Source organism: Corynebacterium sp. LK2590, assembly GCF_040946105.1.
Lineage (GTDB): Bacteria > Actinomycetota > Actinomycetes > Mycobacteriales > Mycobacteriaceae > Corynebacterium.
In genome coordinates, this window is the sequence record NZ_JAYWMH010000004.1 from 124,137 (window position 1) to 147,994 (window position 23,858).

Below are 23,858 nucleotides of genomic sequence, written 5' to 3' on the forward strand. Positions count from 1 at the left end.
CCCCCAAGCGCCAGGGTGGGGCCTAGTGGTTGTTAGGGGTGCCGCGTTCGCGTGGCGGCGGAAAGCGGGGAAAGTGCTGTTCGGGTACGCCGGCCGACCAAATTAGGGCAGCGTAACCTAAAGAAAACGCTCCAAAAAGGGGCTTGCGCACCTTGGTGAGTTGCAACACACTGATGGTCATCAAGTCGCCCACATCACGGGACGGGCGCTTGGCACTCCACAAGACCGAATCACCGACAACGAAGGAGCACCCCATGTCTAAGCTGGCAAACGCCCACGACGAGGAACTGTCCGCCAAGGGTTCCGGCAACGCCGCCACTGACGCGTTCAAGAACACCATCGTCAAGGCCGACACCTCGAAGGAACGCGCCGGGGAAATCTACAAGGACCTGCTGGCCGCCATCGCCGAGGTCGCCCACAAGCACCAGGTCACCTACGACGAGTACCGCGTGCTCAAGGACTGGATGATCAAGGTCGGCGAGTACGGCGAGTGGCCGCTGTGGCTGGACGTCTTCGTCGAGCACGAGATCGAGGAAATCAACTACAACCGCAACAACTTCACCGGCACCAAGGGGTCCATCGAGGGCCCGTACTACGTGCCTGACTCCCCGAAGCTGCCGTGGAAGACCGAGATGCCCATGAGCGACAAGGACAAGAACTCCGAGCAGCTCATCTTCAAGGGCCAGGTCACCGACCTGGACGGCAACGGCTTGGGCGGCGCAACCGTCGAGCTGTGGCACGCCGACGAGGACGGCTACTACTCCCAGTACGCCCCGGGCATCCCGGAGTGGAACCTGCGCGGGACCATCGTGACCAACGAGAACGGCGAGTACGAGATCACCACCGTCAAGCCGGCCCCGTACCAGATCCCGACCGACGGCCCGACCGGCTGGTTCGTCGAGTCCTACGGCGGCCACCCGTGGCGCCCGGCGCACCTGCACCTGCGCGTCAAGCACCCCGGCTACCGCGTAATCACCACCCAGCTCTACTTCCAGGGCGGCGATTGGGTCGACAACGACGTCGCCACCGCCGTCAAGCCGGAGCTCATCCTGGACCCGCAGCCGGGTGAGGGCGGCATCGACGTGGTGACCTACCCGTTCGCACTCGACAAGGAAGAAGCCTAAGGGATTAGCACCTTTAAAACACCTGGCCCCAGCCGCACTCGGACGCGGCGGGGCTTTTGGTGCGTTAAAACTAGAAGCGAGGAGCGAGCAATGACTGATTTGATAATTGACAAGGTAGAAACCCGCCTGCTGGACGTGCCGCTGTTTCGCCCGCACGGCTTCGCCACCTACACGGCGACGGCGCAGCCCATCCTGCTGGTGATGGTGCGGCTGAAGGGTGGCATCGTCGGCTACGGCGAGGGCGTGGTGCCCGGCGGGCCCTGGTGGGGCGGCGAGTCGGCGGAGACGATGAAGGTCATCATCGACGGCCACCTGCGCCCGCACATGGAGGGCCGGCCGGTCAACGAGCTGGCGGGCATCGTGGCGGATTTCGAGCGCTCGGTGGCGAATATGCGCTTCGCGAAGGCCGCCTGCGACGTCGCCATGCACGACGCCTGGGCCCGCGCGCTGGGCGTGCCGGTCACGGACCTGCTGGGCGGGCGCGTGCGCGAGGCCATCGACGTGACCTGGGCGCTCGGCGTGCTGCCGCTGGATGAAGCGCTGGAGGAAATCAACGACCGCCGCGAGCGCTTCGGGCACACCTCGTTCAAGCTGAAGATGGGCGCGGGCGATCCGGACCGGGATACCGGGCGCATCGCGGAGCTGGCCGATGCCCTGGGCGGCGAGGTGGGCCTGCGCATCGACGTCAACGCGCGCTGGGACCGGCTCACGGCCCTGCGCTACCTGCCGCGGCTGGCTGAGGCCGGCGTGGAGCTTTTCGAGCAGCCCGCCCCGGCCGACGACCTGGCCACCCTGCGCGAAATCACCACCCGGGTAGGCGTGCCGGTGATGGCGGACGAGTCGGTGTGCTCGCCGGCCGATGCCCTGCGCGTCGTACGCGAGCAGGCCGCCGACGTCGTGGCCATCAAGACGACCAAGCTGGGCGGGCTGCAGGAGTCGAAGAAGACCGTGGCGGTCGCCGCAGCCGCGGGTCTGGCCTGCCACGGCGCGACCAGCCTGGAGGGCCCGTTCGGCACGGCGGCCTCGCTGCACTTTGCGTGCGCTACCCCGGAGATTAACTTCGGCTCCGAGCTTTTCGGGCCGCTGCTGTTGCGCGAGTCCTATACCACCGAGGACCTGGTTTACCGCGACGGCAAGGTCGAGCTGCCCCAGGGCCCGGGCCTGGGCCTCGAGCCGGACTGGGACAAGGTGGATTTCTTCACCCGCGACTAGGCGGGCAGGAAGTCTGCCAGCGCCTTCGTCACGTCCGTGGGGGATTCCAGGGTCGGCACGTGCGCGCCGGGCACGGTCACGGTGGTGGCCGGCCCGGCCACGCGCTCGGCGATGGAGTGGACGGTGGCGGGTGGGGTGGAGGCATCGTCGGCGCCGGCCAGGGTGAGCACGGGGCAGGTGATGTCGGCGAGCTGCTCGGTGAAGTCCCAGTCGGCGAGCGCCTGGGCGCAGCTGGCGTAGCCGGACCCGCGGGTGGCAAGCACCATGTCGAGGCAGGCGGCCGTGGTGGCCGGGTGGGTGCGGCGGAAGTCTTCAGTCAGCCAGAGCTCGACCACGGACTCGGCCATGGGGGCAAGGCCCTCGCGGCTGGTCAGCTCGACCCGCGGCAGCCACTTGTCCGGGCCGCCGAAATAGGAGGCGGTGCACAGGAAGGCGGCGCGCTCCACGCGCTCCGAGGTCGCGGCCAGGTACTGGGCGATCGCCCCGCCCAGGGACAGGCCCACCACGCTAAAGCTATCGATGCCGGCTGCGTCCAGCGTCTCCAGCACGTCGGCGGCCAAGCGCTGCATGCTGGCAGGCTCCGTGATATCCGGCGAGCGCCCGTGGCCGCGGTGGTCGATGGCGACAACGCGGCGGGTCCCGGCGAGCTCGTCTGCGACCGGCGCCCACATCGCGGTGGTGGAGGCGATAGAGCCCAGCAGGAGCACCGGGGCGGAAGCGTCCTGGGTGCCGGGGAAGTCGTGATAGTGCAAGACGGTCATGGATTTTTCCTTTCGGGAGCTAGTCGCGGGTGATAACGGCTGCCAGGCCCTGGCCGCCGCCGATGCACATGGTCACCAGCGCGGTGTGCAGGTCCTCGCGTTCCAGGGTGTGGGCGGCGGTCACCAGCATGCGCGCGCCGGTCGCGCCGACGGGGTGGCCGAGCGAGATGCCGGAGCCTAGCGGGTTGAGGCGCTTGTCGTCGGCGGAAATGCCCCATTCGCGAAGGCAGGCCAGGGCCTGGGCGGCGAAGGCCTCGTTGAGCTCGATGAGATCCAGGTCGTCGAGGCTCAAGCCGAGGCGCTCGAGGACGCGGGCGGTGGCGGGCACCGGGCCGATGCCCATGCGCTCCGGTTCGACGCCGGCGACGGCCCAGCCGCGCAGGCAGGCGGCCGGGGTTAGGCCGAGCTCGCGGGCGCGGGCGCGGGTGGTCACGATCATGGCGGCCGCGCCGTCGTTTTGGCCGGAGGCGTTGCCGGCGGTGACGGTGGCCTCCGGGTCTTGGGAACCCATGACCGCGCGCAGGCCGGCGAGCTTGTCCGCGGTGGTGCCCGGGCGCGGGTGCTCGTCGCGCTCGACCACGACGTCCGGGTCCTTGCGGCGCCGGCCCGGTACGGTCACCGGCACGATTTCGGCGTCGAAGAGCCCGCCTTCCTGGGCGGCGACGGCGCGCTGCTGGGAGGCGGCGGCCAGCTCGTCCTGGGCGCTGCGGGTTAGCCCGGCCTCGCGGCGGAGGTTCTCGGCGGTCTCGATCATGCCGCCGGGGATGGGGTGGTGCTTGCCGCCGGCGGTCTCGCGGGCCTGCTGGAGGCGGTCGCGCAGGACCATGTTGCCGGCCTTGACCCCGGTGCGGATGGACGGGTCGACAGTGTATTCGGTCTGGGACATGGACTCGGCCCCGCCGGCGATGATGAGGTCGGCCGCCCCCGTGGCCACGTGCGCGGCGGCGGTGGTCACCGCCTGCAGGCCCGAGCCGCAGCGGCGGTCCAGCTGCATGCCGGGCACGCTTTCGCCCAGGCCGGAGTCCAGCGCCACCACGCGGCCCAGCGCGGGGGCGGCGCCGTTCGGGGCGGCCTGGCCCAGGATGAGGTCGTCGACGTCGGCGGTCCGCAGCCCGGTGCGCTCGACCAGGGCGCGCACGACGGTGGAGGCGAGATCCTGGACCGGCACGGCGGCCAGGGCGCCGCCGAAGCGGCCGACCGGGGTGCGCAGGGGCGAGCAGATGACGATGTCGGCATCGTTGGCATCGCTCACGTCGTGGGCGGTGGACTTAGGCATGATAAGGCTCCTTCGCGTGGGTGATATCGGCGCTGATGGCCTGCGTGGTGCGCAGCAGCGCGGGGATGAGGGTGGTCTCGATGTGCTCGAGGTCGTAGGAGGCGGTCTGGGTGGAGATGTTGACCGCGGCTACGACCTTGCCTTCCGGATCGGTTACGGGCGCGGCGATGGACCGCAGGCCCAGCTCGAGCTCCTGGTCGACCAGGCTGTAGCCCTGCAGGCGGACCTCGTGCAGGATCTCGCGCAGCTGCGCCGGGGAGGTGACCGTCCGCGGCGTGAGCGGGGCGAGCTGGGTGTGGTCGAGGTGCTGGGCCAGGGAGGCATCGTCAAGCCCGGCCAGCAGGACGCGCCCCATGGAGGTCGCGTGGGCGGGGAAGCGGGTGCCGACGGTGATGTTGACCGTCATGATGCGGCGCACGGGCACGCGGCAGACGTAGACCACGTCCGCGCCGTCGAGAACGGACAGGGAGCTGGACTCGTCGATGGTCTGGGAGAGCGCCTCCAGGTGGGGCTGGGCCAGGGCCGGCAGCTCGAGCCCGGAGACGAAGCTGTAGCCGAGCTCCAAAACCTTCGGCGTTAGCCAGAACTCGGAGCCGTTGGTGGCGGCGTAGCCTTCCCCCACCAGGGTGTGGAGGAAGCGCCGGGCGGTGGCCCGGGCCAGGCCGGTGGCGGTGGCGACCTCGGAGAGGGATTGCCGGGGCGCGCTCGGTCCGAAAGACCGGATGACCTGCAGCCCGCGGACCAGGGACTGGACCGGCTGGGTGGTCGAGGTGGACATGGTGGTTGCTCCTAAGCGTGTGTGCTGGGTGTTCACATGGTGAACCCTTGTGCTCTGTATGAACATCAGTGTACATTGTGGGGCATGTTTGACAAGACATTCCCCGAAATTTCCGCGGCGGTGGCCGATATCCCGGATGGGGCATCGGTGGCCGTCGGCGGGTTTGGCCTGGTAGGCATCCCCGCCCGACTCATTGACGCGCTCCGCGAAAAGGGCGCCAGCGATCTGACGATTATCTCCAACAACTGCGGCACCGACGGCTTCGGCCTGGGCCTCCTGCTGGCCGACGGCCGGATTGCCCGGACCATCGGCTCCTATATCGGCTCCAACAAGGAATACGCCCGGCAGTACCTAGCCGGCGAGCTGACCGTGGAGTTCACCCCGCAGGGCACCCTGGCCGAAAAGATGCGCGCCGGGGGCGCGGGCATCCCCGCCTTCTACACCACCGCGGGCGTGGGCACCCAGGTCGCCGACGGCGGGCTGCCCATGCGCTACAACCCGGACGGGACCGTCGCCGAGGTCTCCGAGCCGAAGGAGACCCGCGTCTTTGGTGGCCGGACCTACGTGCTGGAAGAGGCCATCGTGGCCGACTTCGCCCTGGTCCACGCGCACACCGCCGACCGCTGGGGCAACCTGGTCTTTTCCAAGACCGCCCGCAACTTCAACCCGGATGCCGCGCAGTGCGCGCGGACCACCATCGTGCAGGCCGAGCACGTGGTCGACCAGCTCGACCCGGACGAAGTCCACCTGCCCGGCATCCACGTCGACCGAGTGGTGGAAGTAGGACCGCAGGAAACGGGCATCGAAAACAGGACGGTGAGGTAAATGACCTGGACGAGGGAACAGATGGCCGCGCGCGCGGCACAGGAACTGACCAACGGGCAGTACGTGAACCTGGGCATCGGCATGCCCACTCTGGTGCCGGGCTTTCTGCCGGAGGATTCGGAGGTCATCCTGCACTCGGAGAACGGCGTGCTGGGCGTGGGCCCGTACCCGACCGAGGACGAGGTGGACCCGGAGCTTATCAACGCCGGCAAGGAGACCATCACGGTCAACCCGGGGGCGGCGTTTTTCTCCTCCTCGGATTCCTTCGGCATGATCCGCTCGCGGGCGGTGGACGTGGCCATCCTGGGCGCGATGGAGGTCTCGCGCTACGGCGACCTGGCCAACTGGATGATCCCGGGCAAGACGGTCCGCGGCATGGGTGGGGCGATGGACCTGGTCCACGGCGCCCAGCGGATCGTGGTGATGATGTCGCACACCAACAAGCACGGCGCGTCCAAGGTGCTCAACACCTGCGAGCTGCCGCTAACCGGCGCGCAGTGCGTGGACCTGATCATCACCGACTACGCGGTCTTCCACGTGGACCCGCAGGAGGGGCTCACGCTCATCGAGGTCGCCGAGGGCGAGACCGTGGACTCCGTGCGCGCGGTGACCGACGCGGACTTCGCCGTCAGCGACCGGCTAGCGGGTTAGAAAGCTAGAAAGGCCAGCACCCTAGGCGCCCGGCCCGATATAGCTTTCGGGCGGGGTCAGCCGGGTGATCGCCAGGTTGATGCGGTCCTCGGTGAACTCGCCGAGCGACATGCTGCGGTGGAGCAGCAGGCCCTCGTAGAAGGCGTCGAGCAGGTAGGTGGTGTGGGCGTCGAAGTACTGGCCCATCACGTTGCGGCAGCCCTGCGTCCACTCCAACAGGTTCATGCGGTGCAGGGGGCGCCGCAGGGACAGGGTGTAGAGCTCGGTGCCCAGGATCAGCGTCTTGCGGGAGGCCGCGGACGCGATGAGCATCTGGGACAGGGCGGCGCGGGCATCGGCAAGGCTGTCGATGCCGGTGAAAAAGGAGCCGAAATCCGCCACGGATCGCTCCGCGAAGACGGAAAAGGCCGCCGCCAGCAGGCCGTCCTTGTCGTTGAAATAATAGGAGATGGACCCCAAGGACACGTCCGCCTTGTCGGCGACGACGCGCATGGTGGTGCCGACCACTCCGTTGTGCACGATGGAGTCTAGGGTGGCATCGATAATGCGCAGTCGGGGGCCGTACTGGGGGTTATTCTTGGGCAACCATCGCTCCTCAACGCAGCCGAAACGCGGCCAACAATAAAACAGGCGGCCGCGGCAGTAATCCGTGTGCTAGGGAAAGTATAGTTGCCCACCCCGGACCGGCAAGCAGGGGTCGGGGGTGGTGGCGTTAAATTTAGGCGCTTAGTCTTAGGCCTCGTTGCGGCGGGTATCCGGCACGGCCTCGGCAGCCTTGCGCTTGCTGGAGGAGGTGAAAATCTTCCACAGGCCGAACAGGGCGACAATCGCCCAGACAGCCTCGGTGATGAACAGGCCCGGGTTGAACGGGGACAGGGCGGTGTAGACGAAGCCCATCGCGCCCAAGAAGTTCAGGGTCTGGTAGATGGGGGAGGTAGCGGTCAGGACCTTGAAGTTGAGCAGGCCGAAGGCAACGACGAAGCAGATGCCGGCGATGATGCCAATTTCGTAGGAGAGTGCCATGAGGGTATTCCTTTCGTTCGTTGCGGACTAGGCGGTGGCGGACTGGGACTGGTTGTTCTTGCGGCGGTTCAAGAAGATCTTGATGATGCCGTAGAGGCCCAGCAGGGACCAGATGAGCTCGGTCCAGAACACGCCCGCGTTGAACGGGTTGGCGGCAGAGGCGGTCAGGAAGCCGGCGCCGACGAAGTTCAGGATCTGGTAGGGGTAATCGTCCGGCGTCCACTTGCCCAGGTTGAGCATCGCGAAGGCGAAGAGCAGGGCGACCGAGGCGATCAGCCCGAAGATGACCATTGCTGACATTGTTCGACGGTCCTTTCAGAATGTGTGCGATATGGGAGCGCGACTAGCCGCGCGCAGGAGCGCCCCGCGGGCGCTACATTTATAGACTCTAAGCTGGGTTTTTAATCCATGCGAAGTCGAACGAGCATACGGTTTTGAACGCTTGATCTAAACCGCAGGTAAATGGGATAGCCCCGCCCTTGAACGTACGATCAATTCAGCGCGTTTGCCCAGCTTAAACTACCTTGGGGTTATGGGCACGGAGGCCCAACATAGCCTCCCGCGCGCCCGTGGGGAAGGCCTCAACACCTCCCGCACAATCCGAACGGAACTTTAACCTAACGGACGACGTCACCGGCCGGCGCACACGCGAAGCGCCGCCAGACGAAGTCGATAAAGAACAATCTGAACAGAAAAGGAGCCGAGCCGTGTCACAGCAACCGAACCCGGACACCGAGGACATTAAGCTCCACGTCAAACCCGGAAAGACGCGGGCGCCGTTTTTCCGCTATATCCGCATTAACCTGCCGCGCCTGACCAAGGCCGCCATCCTGGTGATCGTGGCGCTTATCGGCGGCTGCGCCTGGGCCGTGCTGTCCAGCGGCTTCGATATCTTCGCCGGCAGCGACATCGCGCTCGGCCTGGTCATCGCCCTGGCCGCCATCTTCCTGGTGCTGGGCCTGGTGACCAAGTGGCGCATCTGGGGCTTTGGCACCGTGGTGGCCGCCGCCGGCATCCTGGTCTACATCGGCGGCCTGTTCGGGCACGCGCCGTTCGTGGGCAACGGCGCGGGCGTCTACCTCGCGGCCGGCTGGAACACCATGTTCTTCGCCAGCCTGGCCTACTGCGTTATCTACTGGGCGCTGGACTACGGCGTGCTGGTGGCATACCCGGATACCCAAGGATTTGAGGATTAATCATGTTAGAAGAATTTCCGGTCTGGCTCCGCGTCGAGCACTTCGTCAACATCTTGTTCGTGACGCTGTTTATCCGCAGCGGCATCGAAATCCTGGGCACCTTCCCCAAGCTGCACCGCTCCGTGCACACCCCGCTGGGCGGGCAGTGGGCGCAGTTTTCCATTAAGCAAAAGCGCAAGCGCAAGTACTTCCCGGTCTCCGGCGAGTATGACGACTATTCCCCGATCATCTCGCTGCCGGGCTACGGCGCCCTGGGCCAGGGCCGCTACTGGCACTTCATCAGCGTGATGGGCTGGGTGCTGCTGATGGTCATCTACTGGGGCCTGCTACTGGTCACCGGGCAGTGGCGCCGCTACTGGCCGGAGGACTGGGGTGTTTTCGCCCAGGCCTGGGACGATCTCATCCACTACCTGGCCTTCCAGATCCCGCCGGCGATGGACGGCTACCCCTTCAACGCCATCCAGCAGCTGTCCTACGGCTTCGTGGTGCTCATCCTCCCGCTGTGGATGATCATCACCGGCGCCTTCCAGTCGCCGGCCATCAACAACCACTTCCCGCGCATTTCCAAGCTGATGGGCGGCCGCCAGGTCATCCGCACCCTGCACTTCTGGGGCCTTATCGCCTACGTGGTCTTCATCGTCGTCCACGTCGCGATGGTGGTGCTGCACGGCTACGGCCACGAGGTCTCCAAGATGGTCTTCGGCCACGCGGAGAACCCGATCGCCGGCGGCGTGATCTTCACCCTGGGCCTGGTCGGCATCGTCGCCTTCCACGTCTGGGCCACGAAGACCTCGCTGGAGCGCCCGAAGGTCATCGAGCGCCTGCACAACGTGGTGGTCCGCCCGCTCACGCGCGCGCTGCGCAAGCTGCCCTCGCGCCAGAACGCCTACAGCGATGCCGAGATCACCAAGGCGCCGCACCACCGCGCCTCGGGCATGCCGCCGTCAACGGAGGCCTATATGTCCCTGGTCTGCAACGACTACGAGGATGACTACGTGCTGGAAATCGGCGGATTCGTCGAAAAGCCCATGCGTCTGACCATGGCGGATATCCGCAAGATCGCCGACGGGCACTCGCAGAACACCGTCCACCACTGCGTGCAGGGCTTTTCCTCGGTGGGCAAGTGGGACGGCGTGCCGCTGTACAAGCTGCTCGACCTGGCCGGCCCGCTGGACGGGGCCAGCGACGTGGTGGTCCACAGCTTCCAGAACATGACCCGCGACGACGATAACTACAACGGTTCCTACTACTACGAGTCCATGCCCATGGAGGAGGCCCGCCAGCCGCAGTCGCTGATCGCCATTGGCTACGACGGCGACGAGATCCCCATCAAGAACGGCGCGCCCATGCGCCTGCGCCTGGAGACCTCCACCGGTTTCCGCTCGGCGAAGTGGCTGGACCGGATCGAGGTGGTCAACCGCTTCGACATCATCGGCAACGGGATGGGCGGCTTCTTCGAGGACACCGATTCCTACGACCGCCTGCAGATGCTCTAAGGAGGACACACCATGTCACGAGCGTTATACCAAGACATTTTCCTAAGCCCCGAGCAGCAGCAGCGCGTGCGCGACTACCTCCACGAGGTCGACTTCCGCCTGCCGGGCGCCACCCCGGACGACTTCGAGATCAACCCGCGCGCCCGCTACCTGGGCTACATGTTCCAGGCCGAGGACCTGGAGTCCTTCGGCGTGGGCCTGCAGTGCACCCGCCCGGGCATGGAGGACCAGCGCACCTTCATCCGGATAAGCCGCGGGCAGCTGCTGGGCGAGGACGATGCCCCGCGCCTGCCTGTCAACGACCCGGTCCTGGCCCGCGAGGCCATGACCCTGGACCGTTTCTACCGCGCCGAGGACCCGCCGCGGCCCACCGGGGTTAACGCCTATGCTCACGATGCCGGCCTGCCCGGCGCCGACATGGACCTGTCCATGTTGGAGGAGCAGCTGCGCGATATCGTCGCCTTCCACAACGGCGAACCGGTGCCGGGTAACCAGGAGATCCTGGACCTGCGCATCTACTGGGGCACCCTGCTGGCCGGCCGCTACCCGCGGCTGAAGGCCCTGTGCGGCAAGCTCAGCGAGAACCAGGCCGCGCGCTTGGACCAGCTGGAGGCCGATATTACGGCCCTGGCCGGCATCCTCGAGGCGCTGGGCCTGCCCACGCTGGAGGATCTGACGAAGCCGAAGCGCGAGGACGGCTAGCCCGCCCGGTGGTCGAAAACCAGGGAGGTGTTGGTGGAGGCCACCTCGGGGCGTGCGCTGACCACGTCCGAGATGAAATCGCGCAGGCCGGCCGCGCTGGCCAGCTGCACGTGCGCCACAAAGTCCTGGTTGCCGGCCACGAAGAAGACGTGGCGCACCGGCTCTAGCTCCAGCAGGTAGTGGTAGAAGTCTCGCAGGGCGCCGCGGGCTCCGGGGTGGAGGCGGATGTGGATGAGCGCCTCCGTGCCCAGTCCCAGGGCCGCCGGGTCCACGTGTGCGGAAAAGCCGGTGATGACCCCGCGGGCGATGAGCGAGTTCAGCCGGCGGTGGGCGGTGGACTCGCTGACGTTGATGCGGTGGGCGAGTTCGGAGATGGGTAGGCGGGCATCGGAAGCCAATTCGCGGCAGATGGCCGCCTCAATCTGATCCAGCTGCATGGGGTTTTGTTCTCCGCGGTGGGGGATGCTTGCAAAATCGGGCGGATTCTGGGGGATCCCGCCAATGTATACCCGCCCACTCTATCCTCCGTGGATGATATAGGTATTCAAATCATCTGTGAGGAGGAGCACATGACTAAGGCTATTGTGGTAGGCGCCGGCATGACCGGCCTGTCGACGGCGTGGTACCTGCAGGAACACGGCTACGACGTGGAAATCGTGGACAAGATCGGCGTCGCCGCCGGCGCGTCCTGGGGCAACGCCGGCTGGCTGGCGCCGGGCAAGACCATCCCGCTGTCCAATTCTAGCCTGTGGGGCTACGGCCCCACCGCGCTGTTCGACAAAGATGCGGCGCTGAGTGTGCCCACCCGCATCGACCCGAAGCTGTGGGCCTTCGTCGCCCAGTTCATGGCCCGGGCCAACCAGCGCTCCTGGGACAAAACCATGGCGGCCCTGACGCCCATCGACAAGGCCGCCCTGGGCGCCTACGACGAGCTCATCGACGGCGGCGTCGACGCCGTGACCCACGAGGGCCCGTTCATCGTCGGCTTCGAAAACGATAACCAGGCCAAGGGCTTCTTGGACGAGGTCGAGGGCGCCATCCGCCACGGCCAGGAGATCCCCTTCGACAAGCTCAACCACACCCAGGCCCTGGAATACGCCCCGATGCTCTCGGAGCGCGTCCAGACCGTCTACAAGCTGGGCGGCCAGCGCTACATCGAGCCGCAGTACTTCTGCGAGGCCATCGCCGAGTCCTTCGTCGCCCGCGGCGGCACGATTACCACCGGCGCGGAGGTCACCGACGTCCAGTCCACCCGCAAGCCGGCCATCCAGCTGGCCACCGGCGAGTGGAAGCCCGCCGACGTGGTGGTCATCGCCACCGGCGCCTGGCTGCCGAAGCTGGCCAAGTCCCTGGGCGTGCGCACCATGGTCCAGGCCGGCCGCGGCTATTCCTTCACCGTCAAGCCGGAGCAGGAGGCCAAGCACTCGGTTTACCTCCCGGAGACCCGCGTGGCCTGCACCCCGGCCCCGACCCGCGGCCGCTTCCAGATCGCCGGCACCATGGAGTTCCGTGGCCCCGACGAGGCCTTTCAGCCCGGCCGCATCGAGTCCATGATCAAGGTCACCGCCCCGATGTTCAAGGGCATCGACTGGGACGACATCCAGGACGAGTGGGTCGGCTCCCGGCCCGTCACCCCGGACGGCCTGCCGCTTATCGGCCAGACCCAGGTGCCCAACGTCTACACCTGCGGCGGCCACGGTATGTGGGGCGTCGTGCTCGGCCCGATTTCCGGCAAGCTGCTGGCCAAGCAGATCGCCACCGGCGTTATCGATCCCATCCTGGACCCGTTCGACCCGCTGCGCTAAGCGGCGCCCGCAGCGCGCGCACGAGCAAGAGCGCATAAAAAATTCCCATCACCTCCAGCGAGGCGATGGGAATTTTTTTAAAGCTTAAGCCAGGCCGATCTGGCGCAGCAGCTTCTGGATGGGGGAGAAGTCAATCTTCAGGATGCCGGCTGCCTGCGCGGCGGCGAAGATGGCGCCGAAGATAGCGGCCACGATGCCCGCGCCCGCCAGGCCGGAGGCGGCGTTGGAGCTGCCCTGGGAGGCACCAGCGTTGTCGTCCTGGTTGCCATCACCCGGCTGCCCGGAACCATCCGACCACCAGTTCTTCATGGCCAGCTGGGCGACGTCGGTGTTGTCGATGTAGTCGCCGCGGACCGGGTCGGTGCCCTTGACGCGGGAGATGATGTCCTCGGAGCCGGCGCCCTTGAAGAAGAACGGAACCAGCTGGTTGGTGTGCTCGTCGGAGTACCACTGGTGGCTCGGCAGGGACTCGGCGTCGCCGGCCATCTGGTTGAAGCGGCCCTCGTCCGGCTCGTTCTCACCGGACAGGTAGCCGGTCTCGTGGTCAGCGGTGACGATGAGCAGGGTCTCGTCCCAGTTGGAGTTCTCCTCGACCCACTGGATGGCGGCGTCGACGGAGGCGTTGAAGTCCTGCATCTCCTCGATCTCGCGGGCGGACTGGTTGGCGTGGCCGGTCCAGTCGATGGCGCCGCCCTCAATCATCACGGAGAAGCCGTCCTCGTCCTGGCCCAGGGCGTTCAGGGCGCCGGTGGTCATGGTCGGCAGGTCAACGACGTCGTTCTGCGGATCGGAGTACGGGGTGGTGCCCTCGCCGGAGCGCTCCTGCTGCAGGGTGGAGTGGACCGGAGCCAGGCTCCAGTACTTCTTGCCCTCTTCCACGTTGCCCTCGGCCAGGCTGGCGAAGCCGTCGTTGGAGTCGAAGTACTCCCAGTCGGTCTCGCCCTCGGCCAGGCGGTTGTAGTCGGCTTCGTTGATGTAGCCGAAGGAACCGGTCTCCGTCGGCTGGGCGTCCTTGTCGAAGAACGGGTGGCCCGCGCCCATGACGACGGAGAGATCCGAGTCGATCATTTCCTTGGCGATCTCGCCGTAGGCGTTGCGGTCCTGGTTGTGGGCGGCGAAGGCGGCCGGGGTGGCGTGGGAGAACGGTACGGAGGAAACCACGCCGGCGGACTTGCCCTGCTCCATGGCGGTCTCCTGGAAGTTCTTCTGGGCCATGCCGTAGTTGGACATACCCAGGACGCCGTTTTCGACCTTCACGCCGGTGGCCATGGCGGTACCTGCCGCAGCCGAGTCGGTGATGATGCCCTTCTGCACGTAATCGTGGGTGGCCCAGGCCTTAGACGGGTCGTAGGAACCGCCCTGGGAGTAGGTGGACATGGACAGGCGGTTGAAGTCCTCGTAGGCCTGGACGGACTCGCCGTCCAGCTCCTGCGGGCCGGCTTCGCTGAATTCGCCGTCGACCAGGTACTTGGACTGGCCGGTTTCATACAGGTTGTTGTAGGCGACGTGGCCGTAGCCCATGCCGTCACCGATCATGTAGATGATGTTCTTCGGGCCGTTGGATTCCTGGGCGGTGGCCGGGGCAACGCCCGCGGCAATCAGGGAAGCAGCAACGGCCACGGAGCCGGCGCGCAGAGAAAAACGCATAAGAAGAGTCCTTCACAAAGACGGAATAGAGACAAAAGAGACAGTGCGCGGGCGGTGGCTCGCCCGCGTCCCCACGCCGCGCAAAGGACGACGTTATGGTTCTGACAGGGCAATCACAGCCGCACGTGAAGAAACACTAATTTCCGAACATCTCGGGACGATGACAGAAAAGAAAACTTCGCGTTAACTCTCCCGGGAACACGCCCCGGGCACTAGCCGGCCGGCACCTGCTCGACGAGCGCTGCGGCGCGGGCGACCTCGGCGCGCTGGTGATCGTAGAGATCGTCCACGCCCTTGGTGTCCAGGTTCGCCGCGTGCGGGTCCCCGAAGCCGGACTCGCGGCCGGTCAGCTCCTCGATGACCCCCAGCCCGCAGACGGGCAGGTAGTACGGGCTGTAGCCGCCCTCCTGGAGGAAGGCGATCCGGCCGCCGCAGAGGGCATCGGCAGCCGCTAAAAGCCGGCGGGTAAGCGCCTTGAAGCCGCGCTGGGTGACCATCATCTGCGCCAACGGATCCATGACGGCGGCGTCGAAGCCGCTGGCCACCACGATGAGCTCGGGGTTAAAGCGCTCGAGCGCAGGCACCACGACGTCCGCAAAAGCCAGGTCGTAGACCGCGTTGCCGCTGCCCGGCGGCAAGGGAATATTCAGCGCCGCGCCCTTACCTGCGCCGGTGCCGTTGTGCTCCCGGTGCCCGGAGCGCGGCGGGAAGCTGTTGTGCTGGTGGATGGAGATGGTCAGCACCTCCGGGTTGTCCCACCAGATATCCTGGGTGCCGTTGCCGTGGTGGACGTCCCAGTCCACCACCGCCACGCGCTGAACCCCGTGCACTTCACGCGCGTGCGCAATCGCCACGGAGGCGTTGCCGAACAGGCAAAAGCCCATGCCGCGGGCGCGCTCGGCGTGATGGCCCGGCGGGTTGACCAGCCCGTAGGCCGTATCCACCTCGCCGGTGACCACGGCCTCCACCGTGCGGATCGCCCCGCCGGCGGCCAGGCGCGCGATGTCGAACCCGCCCCGGCCGAACGGGCTGGCGTCGTCGCCGGCATCGCCCCCGCGCAGCAGCTGCGACTGCCGCTTCATCTCCGCGATGTGCTCGCGGGTGTGTACCCGCGCAAGCTCGTCCTCGCTCGCGTACCGCGCCTGCAGCGGCGTCAAGTGCTCGCGCAAGGCGCTGACCTGCACCAGCTCGTGGAAGCGGCGCTTAGTATCCGCGTGCGCGACGTGGTGGGAAATAGGCTGCAGGCCCCGCGCCGGGTCCGCGGCCTCCATCCCGCCGGTGCCGGTATCCACCCAGCCATAAAGCGTGTCCCACACGTACCCAACCCGGCGCTTTGCCGCCTCCACCATCACAGCGTCCTTTCCTCGCGTCCACGAAACCACAATGTGATGTGGAGCCTACCGAAGGGAGACTGTGGTGTAAACGATAATGTGCGCGGCGGGGTTAACCGGCTAGGCCTCAGTTACACCCGCAACTTCTTACCGCGGTGTACGCGGTGTGCCAGAACCACACCCGTAAGTCCCCAGTCAGTCACGACCACTGAGGAGTGCTCTTTAGGGAGCGTGCCTGCGCTGCGTTGTTTTACGGCTGAGGCAGATTGTCGACAATACGGTTCGTCTCCATAGCGACACGAGTGACCTTGGCAACCAGATCCACGATGTAGCGCGGGTTCCCGGCTTCAGCAGCGAGGTCGTTCGGGTCATTGACGATGCCGGAGGCCTTGTCCTTCTTAATCTGGTAGCGGTCGATGATCCACGCTAGCGCCGAGCGGGAGCCGAGCTGGTAGCGCTCGGCCTCGGCGGGGATATCGGCGATGGTGATCTTGGGGTTGTAGATCATCCGGGTGGTGTCGTTGACCTTCTTGCCGGTCTCCGGGTCGGTGGTCTTAGCCCACTTCGGCTTGGTGACCTTCCAGGTATCTGGGTCGTCGGGGTCGGCGTTCTTCTTGAGTTGCACGTCGACGGGCCAGGGCTCGACGTCCTCGTAGTTGACGTGGAGGTCGAGAAGTTCCTTGCCGGCGGAGACGTAGGCGTCGAAGAAGTCCCGGTCGGCGGGGGTCTCGATGTGAGGCAGCATCTTCTTCAGGTCTGTCTTGTACGTCTCCCGGTAGTCGGGGGAGTGCAGCACGGCGTAGACAAAGTGGAAGATGTCGTCGCCGGTGACGTCAGATCCGAGACTGTCCCGGTAGATCGTCTTGATCTCGTCGGTGATGTTGTCAACGCGTCGGTAGCCGTCGACGACCTCGCCGATCTGTCCGTAGACGCTCGCCTCGGCTTCGGTGGTGGTATTCATGTCGAGGTTGAGTTCGCCTTCGGGCGCGTCGACGGGTTGCCAGGTGAAGCGCGAGAAGAACTGGCCAGCATTCGACCCCCACATCGCGAGATCCGGAAGGAGATTGGTGGCGATGGTGCTGAACGGCTTGGCCGAACCAGGGTTGACTACGTAGTAGCCGATGTTCTTGTGGTACGGGGTGGGGAACAACCGTGGGAGTTGGTAAATGCGTTGGTTCAGATGGGTGTCGTAGTAGACGTTCTGCTTAGTGAACGGGCGGTACAAACTCTTTTGGATGGATGGAGCAGATACTGAAATGCTCTTGTTACGCGCGCAGTTAGACTTCAGGTTGCTGTCCCAGGAGATCTTCGATCGATCTGTGTACTGAGGATTTTCATTGAGGAACTCGTCAACGACTCGCTCCGTAAGCTTCTGAAGCCCCGCAGGCGCCGCCCAGTCGTGGAAGTCATTTCGGGCTTGGTTGTAAGCGGTAGCTAAAAGATCGATATTGTTTAACAATTTCGATCTATTAGGCCCGTAGCACCACGCGTCTCGTGCAGTCGCAAGGCCTAGGGAGTGTCTACCGAAAATCGGCGTGCCTTCCGCGGGCTTCTTGGATCCGAGGACTGGCCACGTCTCGAACTCTTCGTGGCGCTGAGACACCCAGTCTCCGTATTTGTTCGGGGTGATGGCCCACCATCCGTGGGATTCGGCATCGTCGGCCAGTGCGGTGGCGGCATGGTCGACGATGTCGAGCTTCTCCTCGGTGCTCAGGTAGTCACCGATGTCCCGGTAGAAGATCCTGCAGCCGGTCGCCTGCGGGTCCTTGACCCCGATGGTGATCGCGACCGTGGTCTGGGAGCCGCCTTTGAAGATTTGGCCGCCTTCCTCGCGCCAGTTCGCATTCCTCATGTTTCCGCGCAGGTTGAATACGTGGACCTCGTTGAAGTCCTCAGTGAAGGACAGCCGTACCCCGTCTGCGGTGTTGCCGTCGATCCATCCGCCGTTGGACACGAAGGCGACCACACCCTTGTCCCCGATACGGTCGGTCGCCCACCGGAATGCTCGCATATAGGAGTCGTAGAGCTGCGCTTTGCGGCCTCCGGTGGAAAGCTTGGCATAGGTTTCGCGGATTCGACTGTCGAGTGTCGGGTACTTCAGATTCGCGTTGAGGTCGTTCGCGTTACTCTGCCCGACCGAGTACGGCGGGTTACCGACCACCACGTGGATCGGGGCGTCCTGCTGACGTTGGATACGCTCGTTGTTGTCCTTGAAGACCTCAAGATCCAGCGTGTCATCCTCCTCGCTGATCTGGAACGTGTCCGCCAGAGCGATCCCCGCGAACGGCACATAGGCGGGAGCCTCACGATTCTCGCGTTGTGCGGCTTCGGTCGCTAGGGCGTTGTAGGTTGTCTCGATGTTGACCGCAGCGACGTAGTAGGCCAGCAGCATGATTTCCGTGGCGTGCAACTCGGTCGCGTACTTGCGCGCGAGATCCTCCGGTTTGATTAACCCGGACTGGATTAGCCGCACGATGAACGTGCCGGTACCGGTAAACGGGTCGAGGATGTGCACGCCTTTGTCGGTCAGGCCCTTGCCGAAGTGGGCTTTGAGGATCTCGTCGGCGGCACGAAGTATGTAGTCGACGATTTCGACCGGGGTGTAGACGATGCCGAGTGATTCGGACTGCTTCTTGAACGCCTTCTGGAAGAAGCGCTGGTAGAGGTCCTTGACGACCTGCTGCTTGCCGGAGGCCGAAGTCACCTCGCCGGCGCGTTTGCGCACCGACTCGTAGAAACCTTCGAGTTTCTCGGTCTCGCTGTCCAGCTGCTTGTCGTTAAGCGCGTCGACCATAGTCTGCATGACCTTGGAAACCGGGTTCTGATCGGCGAACTCGACCTCGGTGAACAGCGCGTTGAACACTGGGGCGGTGATCAGGTGCTGAGAGAGCATGTTGACCGCTTCTTCCGCGGTGATCGACTCGTTGAGGTTGCCGCGCAGCCCCTCGACGAAGCGATCGAATTCCTTTTTCAGCTTCGGGTTGGCGTCGGCGAGAAGCGCGTTGATGCGTGCGGTTTGAGCGTGGGCGATGTCGGCGACGTCGTCGGCCCAGTCCGCCCAGTAGGTGCGGTCGCCGACCTTGTCGACGAGCTTGGTGTACATCGCCTCCTGCCACTCCTCCAAGGAGAACAGCACCTGCTGAGCCAGGTCCGACTCGTCCGCGGGCGACTTGTCGTCGGTGTGGTCGCCTTCCGCGGCAAGCCGGGCTTTCTCCTCGGCCTTACGCTTTTTCTCCTCGAGGGCCTTGTCAGGGTCGACGACTGGATCGACAACGATGGGAAGCTCCGGGTCGCCCTCGTTGAGTTTGATGGAATTGACCTTTGCATTGAAGCGGTCGTCGTGGGCGCGAAGGGCGTTGAGGATCTGCCAGACAACTTTGAAGCGCTGGTTGTCGTCGAGTACCTGCGACGGGGAAGCGCCCGCCGGCACGGCGACAGGCAGGATGATGTAGCCGTAGTCCTTGCCCTCGGACTTACGCATGACACGGCCGACGGACTGAACGACATCGACCATGGAGTTGCGCGGGTTGAAGAATACGATCGCATCCAGCGCCGGCACGTCGACGCCTTCGGCCAAGCAGCGTGCATTGGACAGAAGCTTCGATTCTTCTTCGCCGGTGGGCGCTTTCAGCCAGGTCAGTAGGTTGTTACGCTTCAGCGCGTTCATCGATCCGTCGACATGGCGCGACGAGACAGTCAGGTCAATGTTGTGCAGGCTGACATGCGGATTGGCTACTGCCTTCGAGCGCATCGTCTCGGTGTAGGCACCAACAATCCGGGGAAAGATTTCGGCGATGCGAGTGGAGGTCTTGATGTCCTTGGCGAAGGCGACCGTGCGCCGCATAGGGGTCTCGTTCGAGGAGAATCCGGAGCGGGTGTCCTGCTCGTCACCGGAGCGCTTGGCCAGCGCGTTCCACGTGCCGATCATGGCGCTTGCCAGGTTGAGAGTGATCTCGGATCCCTCAGCCATGGTTACCTTGGCCATCGCGTCGGCGGCAAGCTTCTCGTCGACGGTCATGACCACGACCTTGTAGTCGGTTAGAAGCCCGCGCTCGACTGCTTCGCCGAAGCCGAGGCGATGGAATTCGGGGCCAAAGACGGCCTCGTCGTCCATCGAAGCGATTTCAGCGGAGAATTCCTCGGCCTTGCCCTTGACCGTATCGTCGAAGAGTTTCGGGGTGGCGGTCATGTACAGCCGCTTCTCGGCTTTGATGTAATCGGCGTCGTGGATGCGAACGAAGTTTGACGCGTCCACACCGTCCAAGGTCACCCCGGTAGTGCGGTGGGCCTCATCGCAGATGACCAGGTCGAAGTCATCGGCACCGGCGGCTTGAGCGTCGTGGACGGAGAGAAGGGACTGGTAGGTGGAGAAAACTACCGTCAGACCTGCCGCGCGTTTTCGGTGAGAGAGTTCCTCGGCGAGTACTTTGCCGTCGGTGGTCACGGGGACTTCGAGGTCATAGGTGGCGATGTCTTCGGCGTCGCGGGAGACCTTCTTATCGGAACAGACCGCGAAGGTGCGAAGGTCTAACTCTGCCTGAGAGTGCCAGCCGCGCAGGGACTGGGACAAAAGACTGATCGAGGGGACTAGGAAGAGCACGCGTGCGCGTCCGCCGTTTTCACGAGCGAATTTCTCGGCTAGGCGAAGGGAGGTGAACGTCTTTCCGGTGCCGCAGGCCATGATCAGCTGGCCGCGGTCGCGGGTGGAAAAGCCAGCCATGCATTTATCGATGGCTTCGATCTGGTGAGGTCGAGGTTCAAAGGTCTGCCGGCGGGTGAGGTTGATGGTGACCTCGGAGCCGGGGAAAGCGATGTCCCAGTTGATCTCGGATTCGGCGATGTCTGACAAACCGATACGCGAGACAGGAATGGCCTGGTCGTTGAGCATCTCCTCGGCGTTCTTGCTCCACTTGTCGGTGGTAGCGATGATGATGCGCTGCTTGAACTCGACCGTCTCCCCGTCGATGTCGAAGGTATGCCCCGAGGCCTCGAAGAACGAGTCGAGGTTGCCTTTGGCCAGGGTGGTGGTTGGTCTGTAGAACTTGCACTGGATCGCGGCCCAGGAGTCGTCATCGACGCGTTGGGCTACCAGGTCGATGCCTGTTTCGGGTTTGCCGTTAAAGAAGGGGGGAGTCGTTGAAGCGGGCGACGTTTTTGTAGGTCTTCGATAGAACGGGGTCGACGGTGAAGTAGTTGACCATGAGCTTTTCGAAGGCGAGGCCCGCTTTGGCGTCCGAGGGGAGATCACGCAGGGCTTTGACGGAATCAGCAAACGACGACATATCTAACAGTATGCCGAAGTATGCCGACCATGTCGGGCAAACACTCGAGACTCGGCTCGATAGGGAATGGAGTCCTCTAAACCGGAGTACTCTTTCTCCCATGAGTCTGAATAACAAAGAACGCCAGGCCGCTGCGGCGGAGATTGCGGAGAACCTGCGGCGGGCGGGCATCGATGAGCCGGCGCTGCAGGCCCTGACCGGTTTGCCGGATGGGCGCTTTGCGGCGGCGTTGAACGTGACTGCGGCCTGCGACCCGGCGGATGTCTGGCTGGTGCGCGACGCGGTGGTCAAGGCCGTCGTGGACGCGGGCGCGGAGCCCTATCCGTTCTCGAAGATGGCGGATTCCATGCGGGACGCCGCCGGCAAGTGGTTCGGCTACCAGCGCCCGGAGCACCTGCGCTACTAGGCGGGCGCGCGCTGGTGGTAGCGCAGGAATGACAAAAGCGGCCGAGGGTCGGATTCTGGATCCGGTCCTCGGCCGCTGTTTTCTGTACCCGGCAGGGTAGTGCGGGTTTTAGGCCACGGCCTCTTCGACGAGGGCGACGACGGCGCGGCGGTCGGCGGCGGCGTAGAGCTTGTCGCGGAAGTCCTGCTTCATCAGGCTGCGGGCCAGCTTGGAGAGCAGCTTGAGGTGCTGCTTGCCGGCATCGTCGGGCACGGCGATGAGGAAGACCAGGCGGGAGGGGCCCTCGTCCGCGGCCCAGGGGATGCCGGGCTCGTTCAGGCGGGCAAAGGCCAGCGTCGGGGCGGCCACGCCGGCCACGCGGGCGTGCGGGATGGCCACGGCGTTGCCCACGGAGGTCGAGTGCTTGGCCTCCCGGGCGAGGGCAGCGTCGACGACGGCCTCGGCGTCGGTGATGCGCCCGCTTGCGGCCGCGGCGGCGACGAGCTCACGGATGACGTCGTCGCGGCTGGAGACGGCCTCCGGTTCCAGCAGCACGACCGAGGGGTCGATGAGCGTGCTGGGGGTGGTGGCAGTCGCCGTAGCGCTCGTGGCGGCCGTGGTGGCACCCGCGGCGCCGGCCGGGACCGCGGCACCGGTGGTGTCGGTCCCGGTGGTCTCGGTGCCGGTGGTCTCAGTGCCGGGCTGGGCGCTGGTGGCGTCGGTGGCGGCGTCGGCGTCGGTGTTCTGTTCTTCAGTGGTGGCGGGGTTCTTCTTCTGCGTCAGCCCCACCAGGACCAGGATGAGGATGGTCGTGGCGGCCACGCCGGCAGCCATGGCGATGAAGAAGCCGACGACGTTGTCCACGGCGCCCAGCAGGGCGACGATGGGGCCGCCGTGCATGACGTGGTCGGCCGCGCCGAAGGCACCGGCCAGGGCGCCGGCGATGGCGCCGCCGACGACGTTGGCCGGGATGACCTGCAGCGGGCGGGCCGCGGCCAGCGGGATGGCGCCCTCAGTGATGCCGAAGAAGCCCATAAAGAGGGCGGCGATGCCGGAGTCGCGCTCGGCCTTGGTGAACCAGGCGCGGCGGATGAGCGTGGACAGGCCCACGGCCAGCGGAGGGACGGCGATGGCGGCCGCGGCCATGCCCATGGGCAGCGCGTTGCCGGAGGCAATCATGCCGCCGCCGAAGAGGAAGGCGGTCTTGTTGAAGGGCCCGCCCATATCGAAGGCCATCATGGCGCCGATGATGGCGCCCAGCACCAGCACCGAGGCGCCCTGCATGCCGGCGAGGTATTCGGTCAGCGCGGCGAAGACGCTGGCAATCGGGGCGCCGATGAGCCAGATGAAGGCCAGGCCCACGATGAGGGTGGTCAGGATCGGGATGACGATGATGGGCCAGATGGGCGCGATGAACTTGTGGACCGGGATCTTCCTAATCCCCAGGGCCACGTAGCCGGACAAGATACCGGTGACAATGCCGCCCAGGAAGCCGGCGCCGGCCTCCGAGCCGTAGAGGGAGCCGGTGGTGGCGATAAAGCCCGTAATCAGGCCGGGCGCCAGCCCGGGCCGGTCCGCGATGCCGACGGCGATATAGCCGGACAGCACCGGCACCATCAGCGAAAACGCCAGGGTGCCCAGCTCAGAAATGGTGAACCAGAAGGAGTCCTCCGGGATGGCCAGGCCCTCCGGGGTGGGTGTGCCGCCGATGGACAGGGCCACGGCCAGCAGCAGACCGCCCGTGACCACGAACGGGATCATGTGGCTGACACCGTTCATCAGGGCCTTGTACATCGTCTGGCCCATGCCCGCGATGCCGGAGGACTCCGACTCGGCGCCTGCGTCTTGGTCGGCCTGCTGCTTCTGCAGCTGGCGGTCGGTGAAGGTGTTGGCCTCCAGGGACTGGCGCAGCAGCTCCTTCGGGCGCTTGATCGCGTCGTCGACGCCGGTGGCCAGTAGGCGCTTGCCCACGAAGCGCTCCTTGTTGATGACGGTATCGGCGCCGATGAGGATGGCATCGGCAGCCTCAATATCAGCGGGGGTGAACGTACCCTCGACGCCGATGGAACCGTGCGTTTCGACCTGAAGATCGAAACCCAATTCTTGCGCGGCCGCGGTGAGGTTTTCGGCCGCCATATACGTGTGCGCAATGCCCGTGGGGCAGGCGGTGATCGCCAGGATGCGCGGCGGGTTCTTAGTGTTATCGGACATGGAACCAATTTTATGGCCCCAGCCGGGCCGGGCCAAGACAATTGGGAAGAAAAACAAAAAGAAAACTCCCTTGGTTGCGCGAGAAGGAATCACTTTCTCAGTGCGCAACCAAGGGAGTTTAGTGCATCATCGCCGCGGGCGATGAGCAGTTAG

The 23,858-nt window shown here is 65.3% G+C and carries 19 protein-coding genes and 1 pseudogene; 9 read left to right on the forward strand and 11 right to left on the reverse strand.

All coding sequences use genetic code 11. The features are described 5' to 3' along the window. Positions 1-254 precede the first annotated feature (254 nt). Positions 255-1,124 (forward strand): catechol 1,2-dioxygenase, encoded by an 870-nt coding sequence (gene catA / locus VVR85_RS06580; RefSeq protein WP_368520141.1) that lies wholly within the window; start codon positions 255-257, stop codon positions 1,122-1,124. A 90-nt stretch (positions 1,125-1,214) separates the two neighbouring features. Further along, on the forward strand, positions 1,215-2,336 hold the full coding sequence (locus tag VVR85_RS06585; protein ID WP_368520142.1) for a muconate/chloromuconate family cycloisomerase: 1,122 nt from the start codon (positions 1,215-1,217) through the stop codon (positions 2,334-2,336). Here VVR85_RS06585 and VVR85_RS06590 read toward each other — a convergent pair. The 3 genes from VVR85_RS06590 to VVR85_RS06600 are packed head-to-tail and all read right to left on the reverse strand — an operon-like array spanning position 2,333 to position 5,151. After that, a complete protein-coding gene (locus tag VVR85_RS06590) occupies positions 2,333-3,097 on the reverse strand; it encodes an alpha/beta fold hydrolase (protein ID WP_368520143.1) in 765 nt (254 codons plus the stop codon). The genes VVR85_RS06585 and VVR85_RS06590 overlap by 4 nt on opposite strands. 19 nt (positions 3,098-3,116) lie before the next feature. Further along, positions 3,117-4,373, reverse strand: a complete 1,257-nt coding sequence (locus VVR85_RS06595) for an acetyl-CoA C-acetyltransferase (protein WP_368520144.1) — start codon at positions 4,371-4,373, stop codon at positions 3,117-3,119. Then, positions 4,366-5,151, reverse strand: coding sequence for an IclR family transcriptional regulator C-terminal domain-containing protein (locus tag VVR85_RS06600; protein ID WP_368520145.1), 786 nt, complete (start codon positions 5,149-5,151; stop codon positions 4,366-4,368). Before VVR85_RS06600 ends, VVR85_RS06595 begins: the two co-directional genes overlap by 8 nt. A gap of 84 nt (positions 5,152-5,235) precedes the next feature. On the opposite strand from VVR85_RS06600, the gene VVR85_RS06605 reads away from it, so the two are divergent. Further along, positions 5,236-5,976 (forward strand): CoA transferase subunit A, encoded by a 741-nt coding sequence (locus tag VVR85_RS06605; RefSeq protein ID WP_368520146.1) that lies wholly within the window; start codon positions 5,236-5,238, stop codon positions 5,974-5,976. Next, positions 5,977-6,627, forward strand: coding sequence for a 3-oxoacid CoA-transferase subunit B (locus VVR85_RS06610; RefSeq protein WP_368520147.1), 651 nt, complete (start codon positions 5,977-5,979; stop codon positions 6,625-6,627). A 21-nt stretch (positions 6,628-6,648) separates the two neighbouring features. Here the strand turns inward: VVR85_RS06610 and VVR85_RS06615 are convergent, their stop codons facing one another. The 3 genes from VVR85_RS06615 to VVR85_RS06625 all read right to left on the reverse strand — a co-directional run bounded on the left by VVR85_RS06615 (position 6,649) and on the right by VVR85_RS06625 (position 7,950). After that, on the reverse strand, positions 6,649-7,212 hold the full coding sequence (locus VVR85_RS06615; RefSeq protein WP_368520148.1) for a TetR/AcrR family transcriptional regulator: 564 nt from the start codon (positions 7,210-7,212) through the stop codon (positions 6,649-6,651). Positions 7,213-7,359: 147 nt separating this feature from the next. Continuing rightward, positions 7,360-7,650 carry a CBU_0592 family membrane protein gene (locus VVR85_RS06620; protein WP_070768715.1) on the reverse strand — a complete coding sequence of 97 codons (291 nt, stop codon included), beginning with the start codon at positions 7,648-7,650 and terminating at the stop codon, positions 7,360-7,362. Between the two features lie 27 nt (positions 7,651-7,677). Continuing rightward, positions 7,678-7,950, reverse strand: a complete 273-nt coding sequence (locus VVR85_RS06625; RefSeq protein WP_368520149.1) for a CBU_0592 family membrane protein — start codon at positions 7,948-7,950, stop codon at positions 7,678-7,680. A gap of 407 nt (positions 7,951-8,357) precedes the next feature. On the opposite strand from VVR85_RS06625, the gene VVR85_RS06630 reads away from it, so the two are divergent. The 3 genes from VVR85_RS06630 to VVR85_RS06640 are packed head-to-tail and all read left to right on the forward strand — an operon-like array spanning position 8,358 to position 11,044. Next, positions 8,358-8,846: a hypothetical protein gene (locus VVR85_RS06630; RefSeq protein ID WP_368520150.1), complete on the forward strand. Its 489-nt coding sequence runs from the start codon at positions 8,358-8,360 to the stop codon at positions 8,844-8,846. A 2-nt stretch (positions 8,847-8,848) separates the two neighbouring features. Further along, on the forward strand, positions 8,849-10,342 hold the full coding sequence (locus VVR85_RS06635) for a molybdopterin-dependent oxidoreductase (protein ID WP_368520151.1): 1,494 nt from the start codon (positions 8,849-8,851) through the stop codon (positions 10,340-10,342). Between the two features lie 12 nt (positions 10,343-10,354). Continuing rightward, positions 10,355-11,044: a hypothetical protein gene (locus VVR85_RS06640; protein WP_368520152.1), complete on the forward strand. Its 690-nt coding sequence runs from the start codon at positions 10,355-10,357 to the stop codon at positions 11,042-11,044. Here VVR85_RS06640 and VVR85_RS06645 read toward each other — a convergent pair. Then, entirely contained in the window at positions 11,041-11,481 is a 441-nt protein-coding gene (locus VVR85_RS06645; protein ID WP_368520153.1) for an Lrp/AsnC family transcriptional regulator, read from the reverse strand. The genes VVR85_RS06640 and VVR85_RS06645 overlap by 4 nt on opposite strands. A 132-nt stretch (positions 11,482-11,613) precedes the next feature. Between VVR85_RS06645 and VVR85_RS06650 the strand changes: the two genes are divergently transcribed. After that, the gene (locus tag VVR85_RS06650) at positions 11,614-12,849 is read left to right on the forward strand and encodes an NAD(P)/FAD-dependent oxidoreductase (RefSeq protein ID WP_368520154.1); all 1,236 of its coding nucleotides are present in this window, start codon (positions 11,614-11,616) and stop codon (positions 12,847-12,849) included. Between the two features lie 84 nt (positions 12,850-12,933). On the opposite strand, the gene VVR85_RS06655 is transcribed toward VVR85_RS06650, so the two are convergent. The 3 genes and pseudogenes from VVR85_RS06655 to VVR85_RS06665 all read right to left on the reverse strand — a co-directional run bounded on the left by VVR85_RS06655 (position 12,934) and on the right by VVR85_RS06665 (position 21,109). Then, a complete protein-coding gene (locus VVR85_RS06655; RefSeq protein ID WP_368520155.1) occupies positions 12,934-14,496 on the reverse strand; it encodes an alkaline phosphatase in 1,563 nt (520 codons plus the stop codon). Between the two features lie 212 nt (positions 14,497-14,708). Next, positions 14,709-15,845 (reverse strand): class II histone deacetylase, encoded by a 1,137-nt coding sequence (locus VVR85_RS06660; protein ID WP_368520156.1) that lies wholly within the window; start codon positions 15,843-15,845, stop codon positions 14,709-14,711. Positions 15,846-16,077: 232 nt separating this feature from the next. Beyond that, a pseudogene (locus tag VVR85_RS06665) lies at positions 16,078-21,109 on the reverse strand (DEAD/DEAH box helicase). Between the two features lie 100 nt (positions 21,110-21,209). Here VVR85_RS06665 and VVR85_RS06670 point away from each other — a divergent pair. Continuing rightward, positions 21,210-21,515, forward strand: coding sequence for a DUF2316 family protein (locus VVR85_RS06670; RefSeq protein WP_368520157.1), 306 nt, complete (start codon positions 21,210-21,212; stop codon positions 21,513-21,515). A 108-nt stretch (positions 21,516-21,623) separates the two neighbouring features. On the opposite strand, the gene VVR85_RS06675 is transcribed toward VVR85_RS06670, so the two are convergent. Then, complete coding sequence (locus VVR85_RS06675) at positions 21,624-23,705, reverse strand: fructose-specific PTS transporter subunit EIIC (protein WP_368520158.1); 2,082 nt, start codon at positions 23,703-23,705, stop codon at positions 21,624-21,626. Between the last annotated feature and the right edge of the window lie 153 nt (positions 23,706-23,858).

Bases quoted from the DNA above. Each gene is read 5' to 3' on its own strand.
- VVR85_RS06595 (WP_368520144.1), bottom strand. From the start codon at position 4,373: ATGCCTAAGTCCACCGCCCACGACGTGAGCGATGCCAACGATGCCGAC.
- VVR85_RS06620 (WP_070768715.1), bottom strand. From the start codon at position 7,650: ATGGCACTCTCCTACGAAATTGGCATCATCGCCGGCATCTGCTTCGTC.
- VVR85_RS06605 (WP_368520146.1), top strand. From the start codon at position 5,236: ATGTTTGACAAGACATTCCCCGAAATTTCCGCGGCGGTGGCCGATATC.
- VVR85_RS06585 (WP_368520142.1), top strand. From the start codon at position 1,215: ATGACTGATTTGATAATTGACAAGGTAGAAACCCGCCTGCTGGACGTG.
- VVR85_RS06625 (WP_368520149.1), bottom strand. From the start codon at position 7,950: ATGTCAGCAATGGTCATCTTCGGGCTGATCGCCTCGGTCGCCCTGCTC.
- VVR85_RS06635 (WP_368520151.1), top strand. From the start codon at position 8,849: ATGTTAGAAGAATTTCCGGTCTGGCTCCGCGTCGAGCACTTCGTCAAC.
- VVR85_RS06655 (WP_368520155.1), bottom strand. From the start codon at position 14,496: ATGCGTTTTTCTCTGCGCGCCGGCTCCGTGGCCGTTGCTGCTTCCCTG.
- VVR85_RS06650 (WP_368520154.1), top strand. From the start codon at position 11,614: ATGACTAAGGCTATTGTGGTAGGCGCCGGCATGACCGGCCTGTCGACG.
- VVR85_RS06600 (WP_368520145.1), bottom strand. From the start codon at position 5,151: ATGTCCACCTCGACCACCCAGCCGGTCCAGTCCCTGGTCCGCGGGCTG.
- VVR85_RS06660 (WP_368520156.1), bottom strand. From the start codon at position 15,845: ATGGTGGAGGCGGCAAAGCGCCGGGTTGGGTACGTGTGGGACACGCTT.
- VVR85_RS06645 (WP_368520153.1), bottom strand. From the start codon at position 11,481: ATGCAGCTGGATCAGATTGAGGCGGCCATCTGCCGCGAATTGGCTTCC.
- VVR85_RS06610 (WP_368520147.1), top strand. From the start codon at position 5,977: ATGACCTGGACGAGGGAACAGATGGCCGCGCGCGCGGCACAGGAACTG.
- VVR85_RS06670 (WP_368520157.1), top strand. From the start codon at position 21,210: ATGAGTCTGAATAACAAAGAACGCCAGGCCGCTGCGGCGGAGATTGCG.
- catA (WP_368520141.1), top strand. From the start codon at position 255: ATGTCTAAGCTGGCAAACGCCCACGACGAGGAACTGTCCGCCAAGGGT.
- VVR85_RS06675 (WP_368520158.1), bottom strand. From the start codon at position 23,705: ATGTCCGATAACACTAAGAACCCGCCGCGCATCCTGGCGATCACCGCC.
- VVR85_RS06590 (WP_368520143.1), bottom strand. From the start codon at position 3,097: ATGACCGTCTTGCACTATCACGACTTCCCCGGCACCCAGGACGCTTCC.
- VVR85_RS06640 (WP_368520152.1), top strand. From the start codon at position 10,355: ATGTCACGAGCGTTATACCAAGACATTTTCCTAAGCCCCGAGCAGCAG.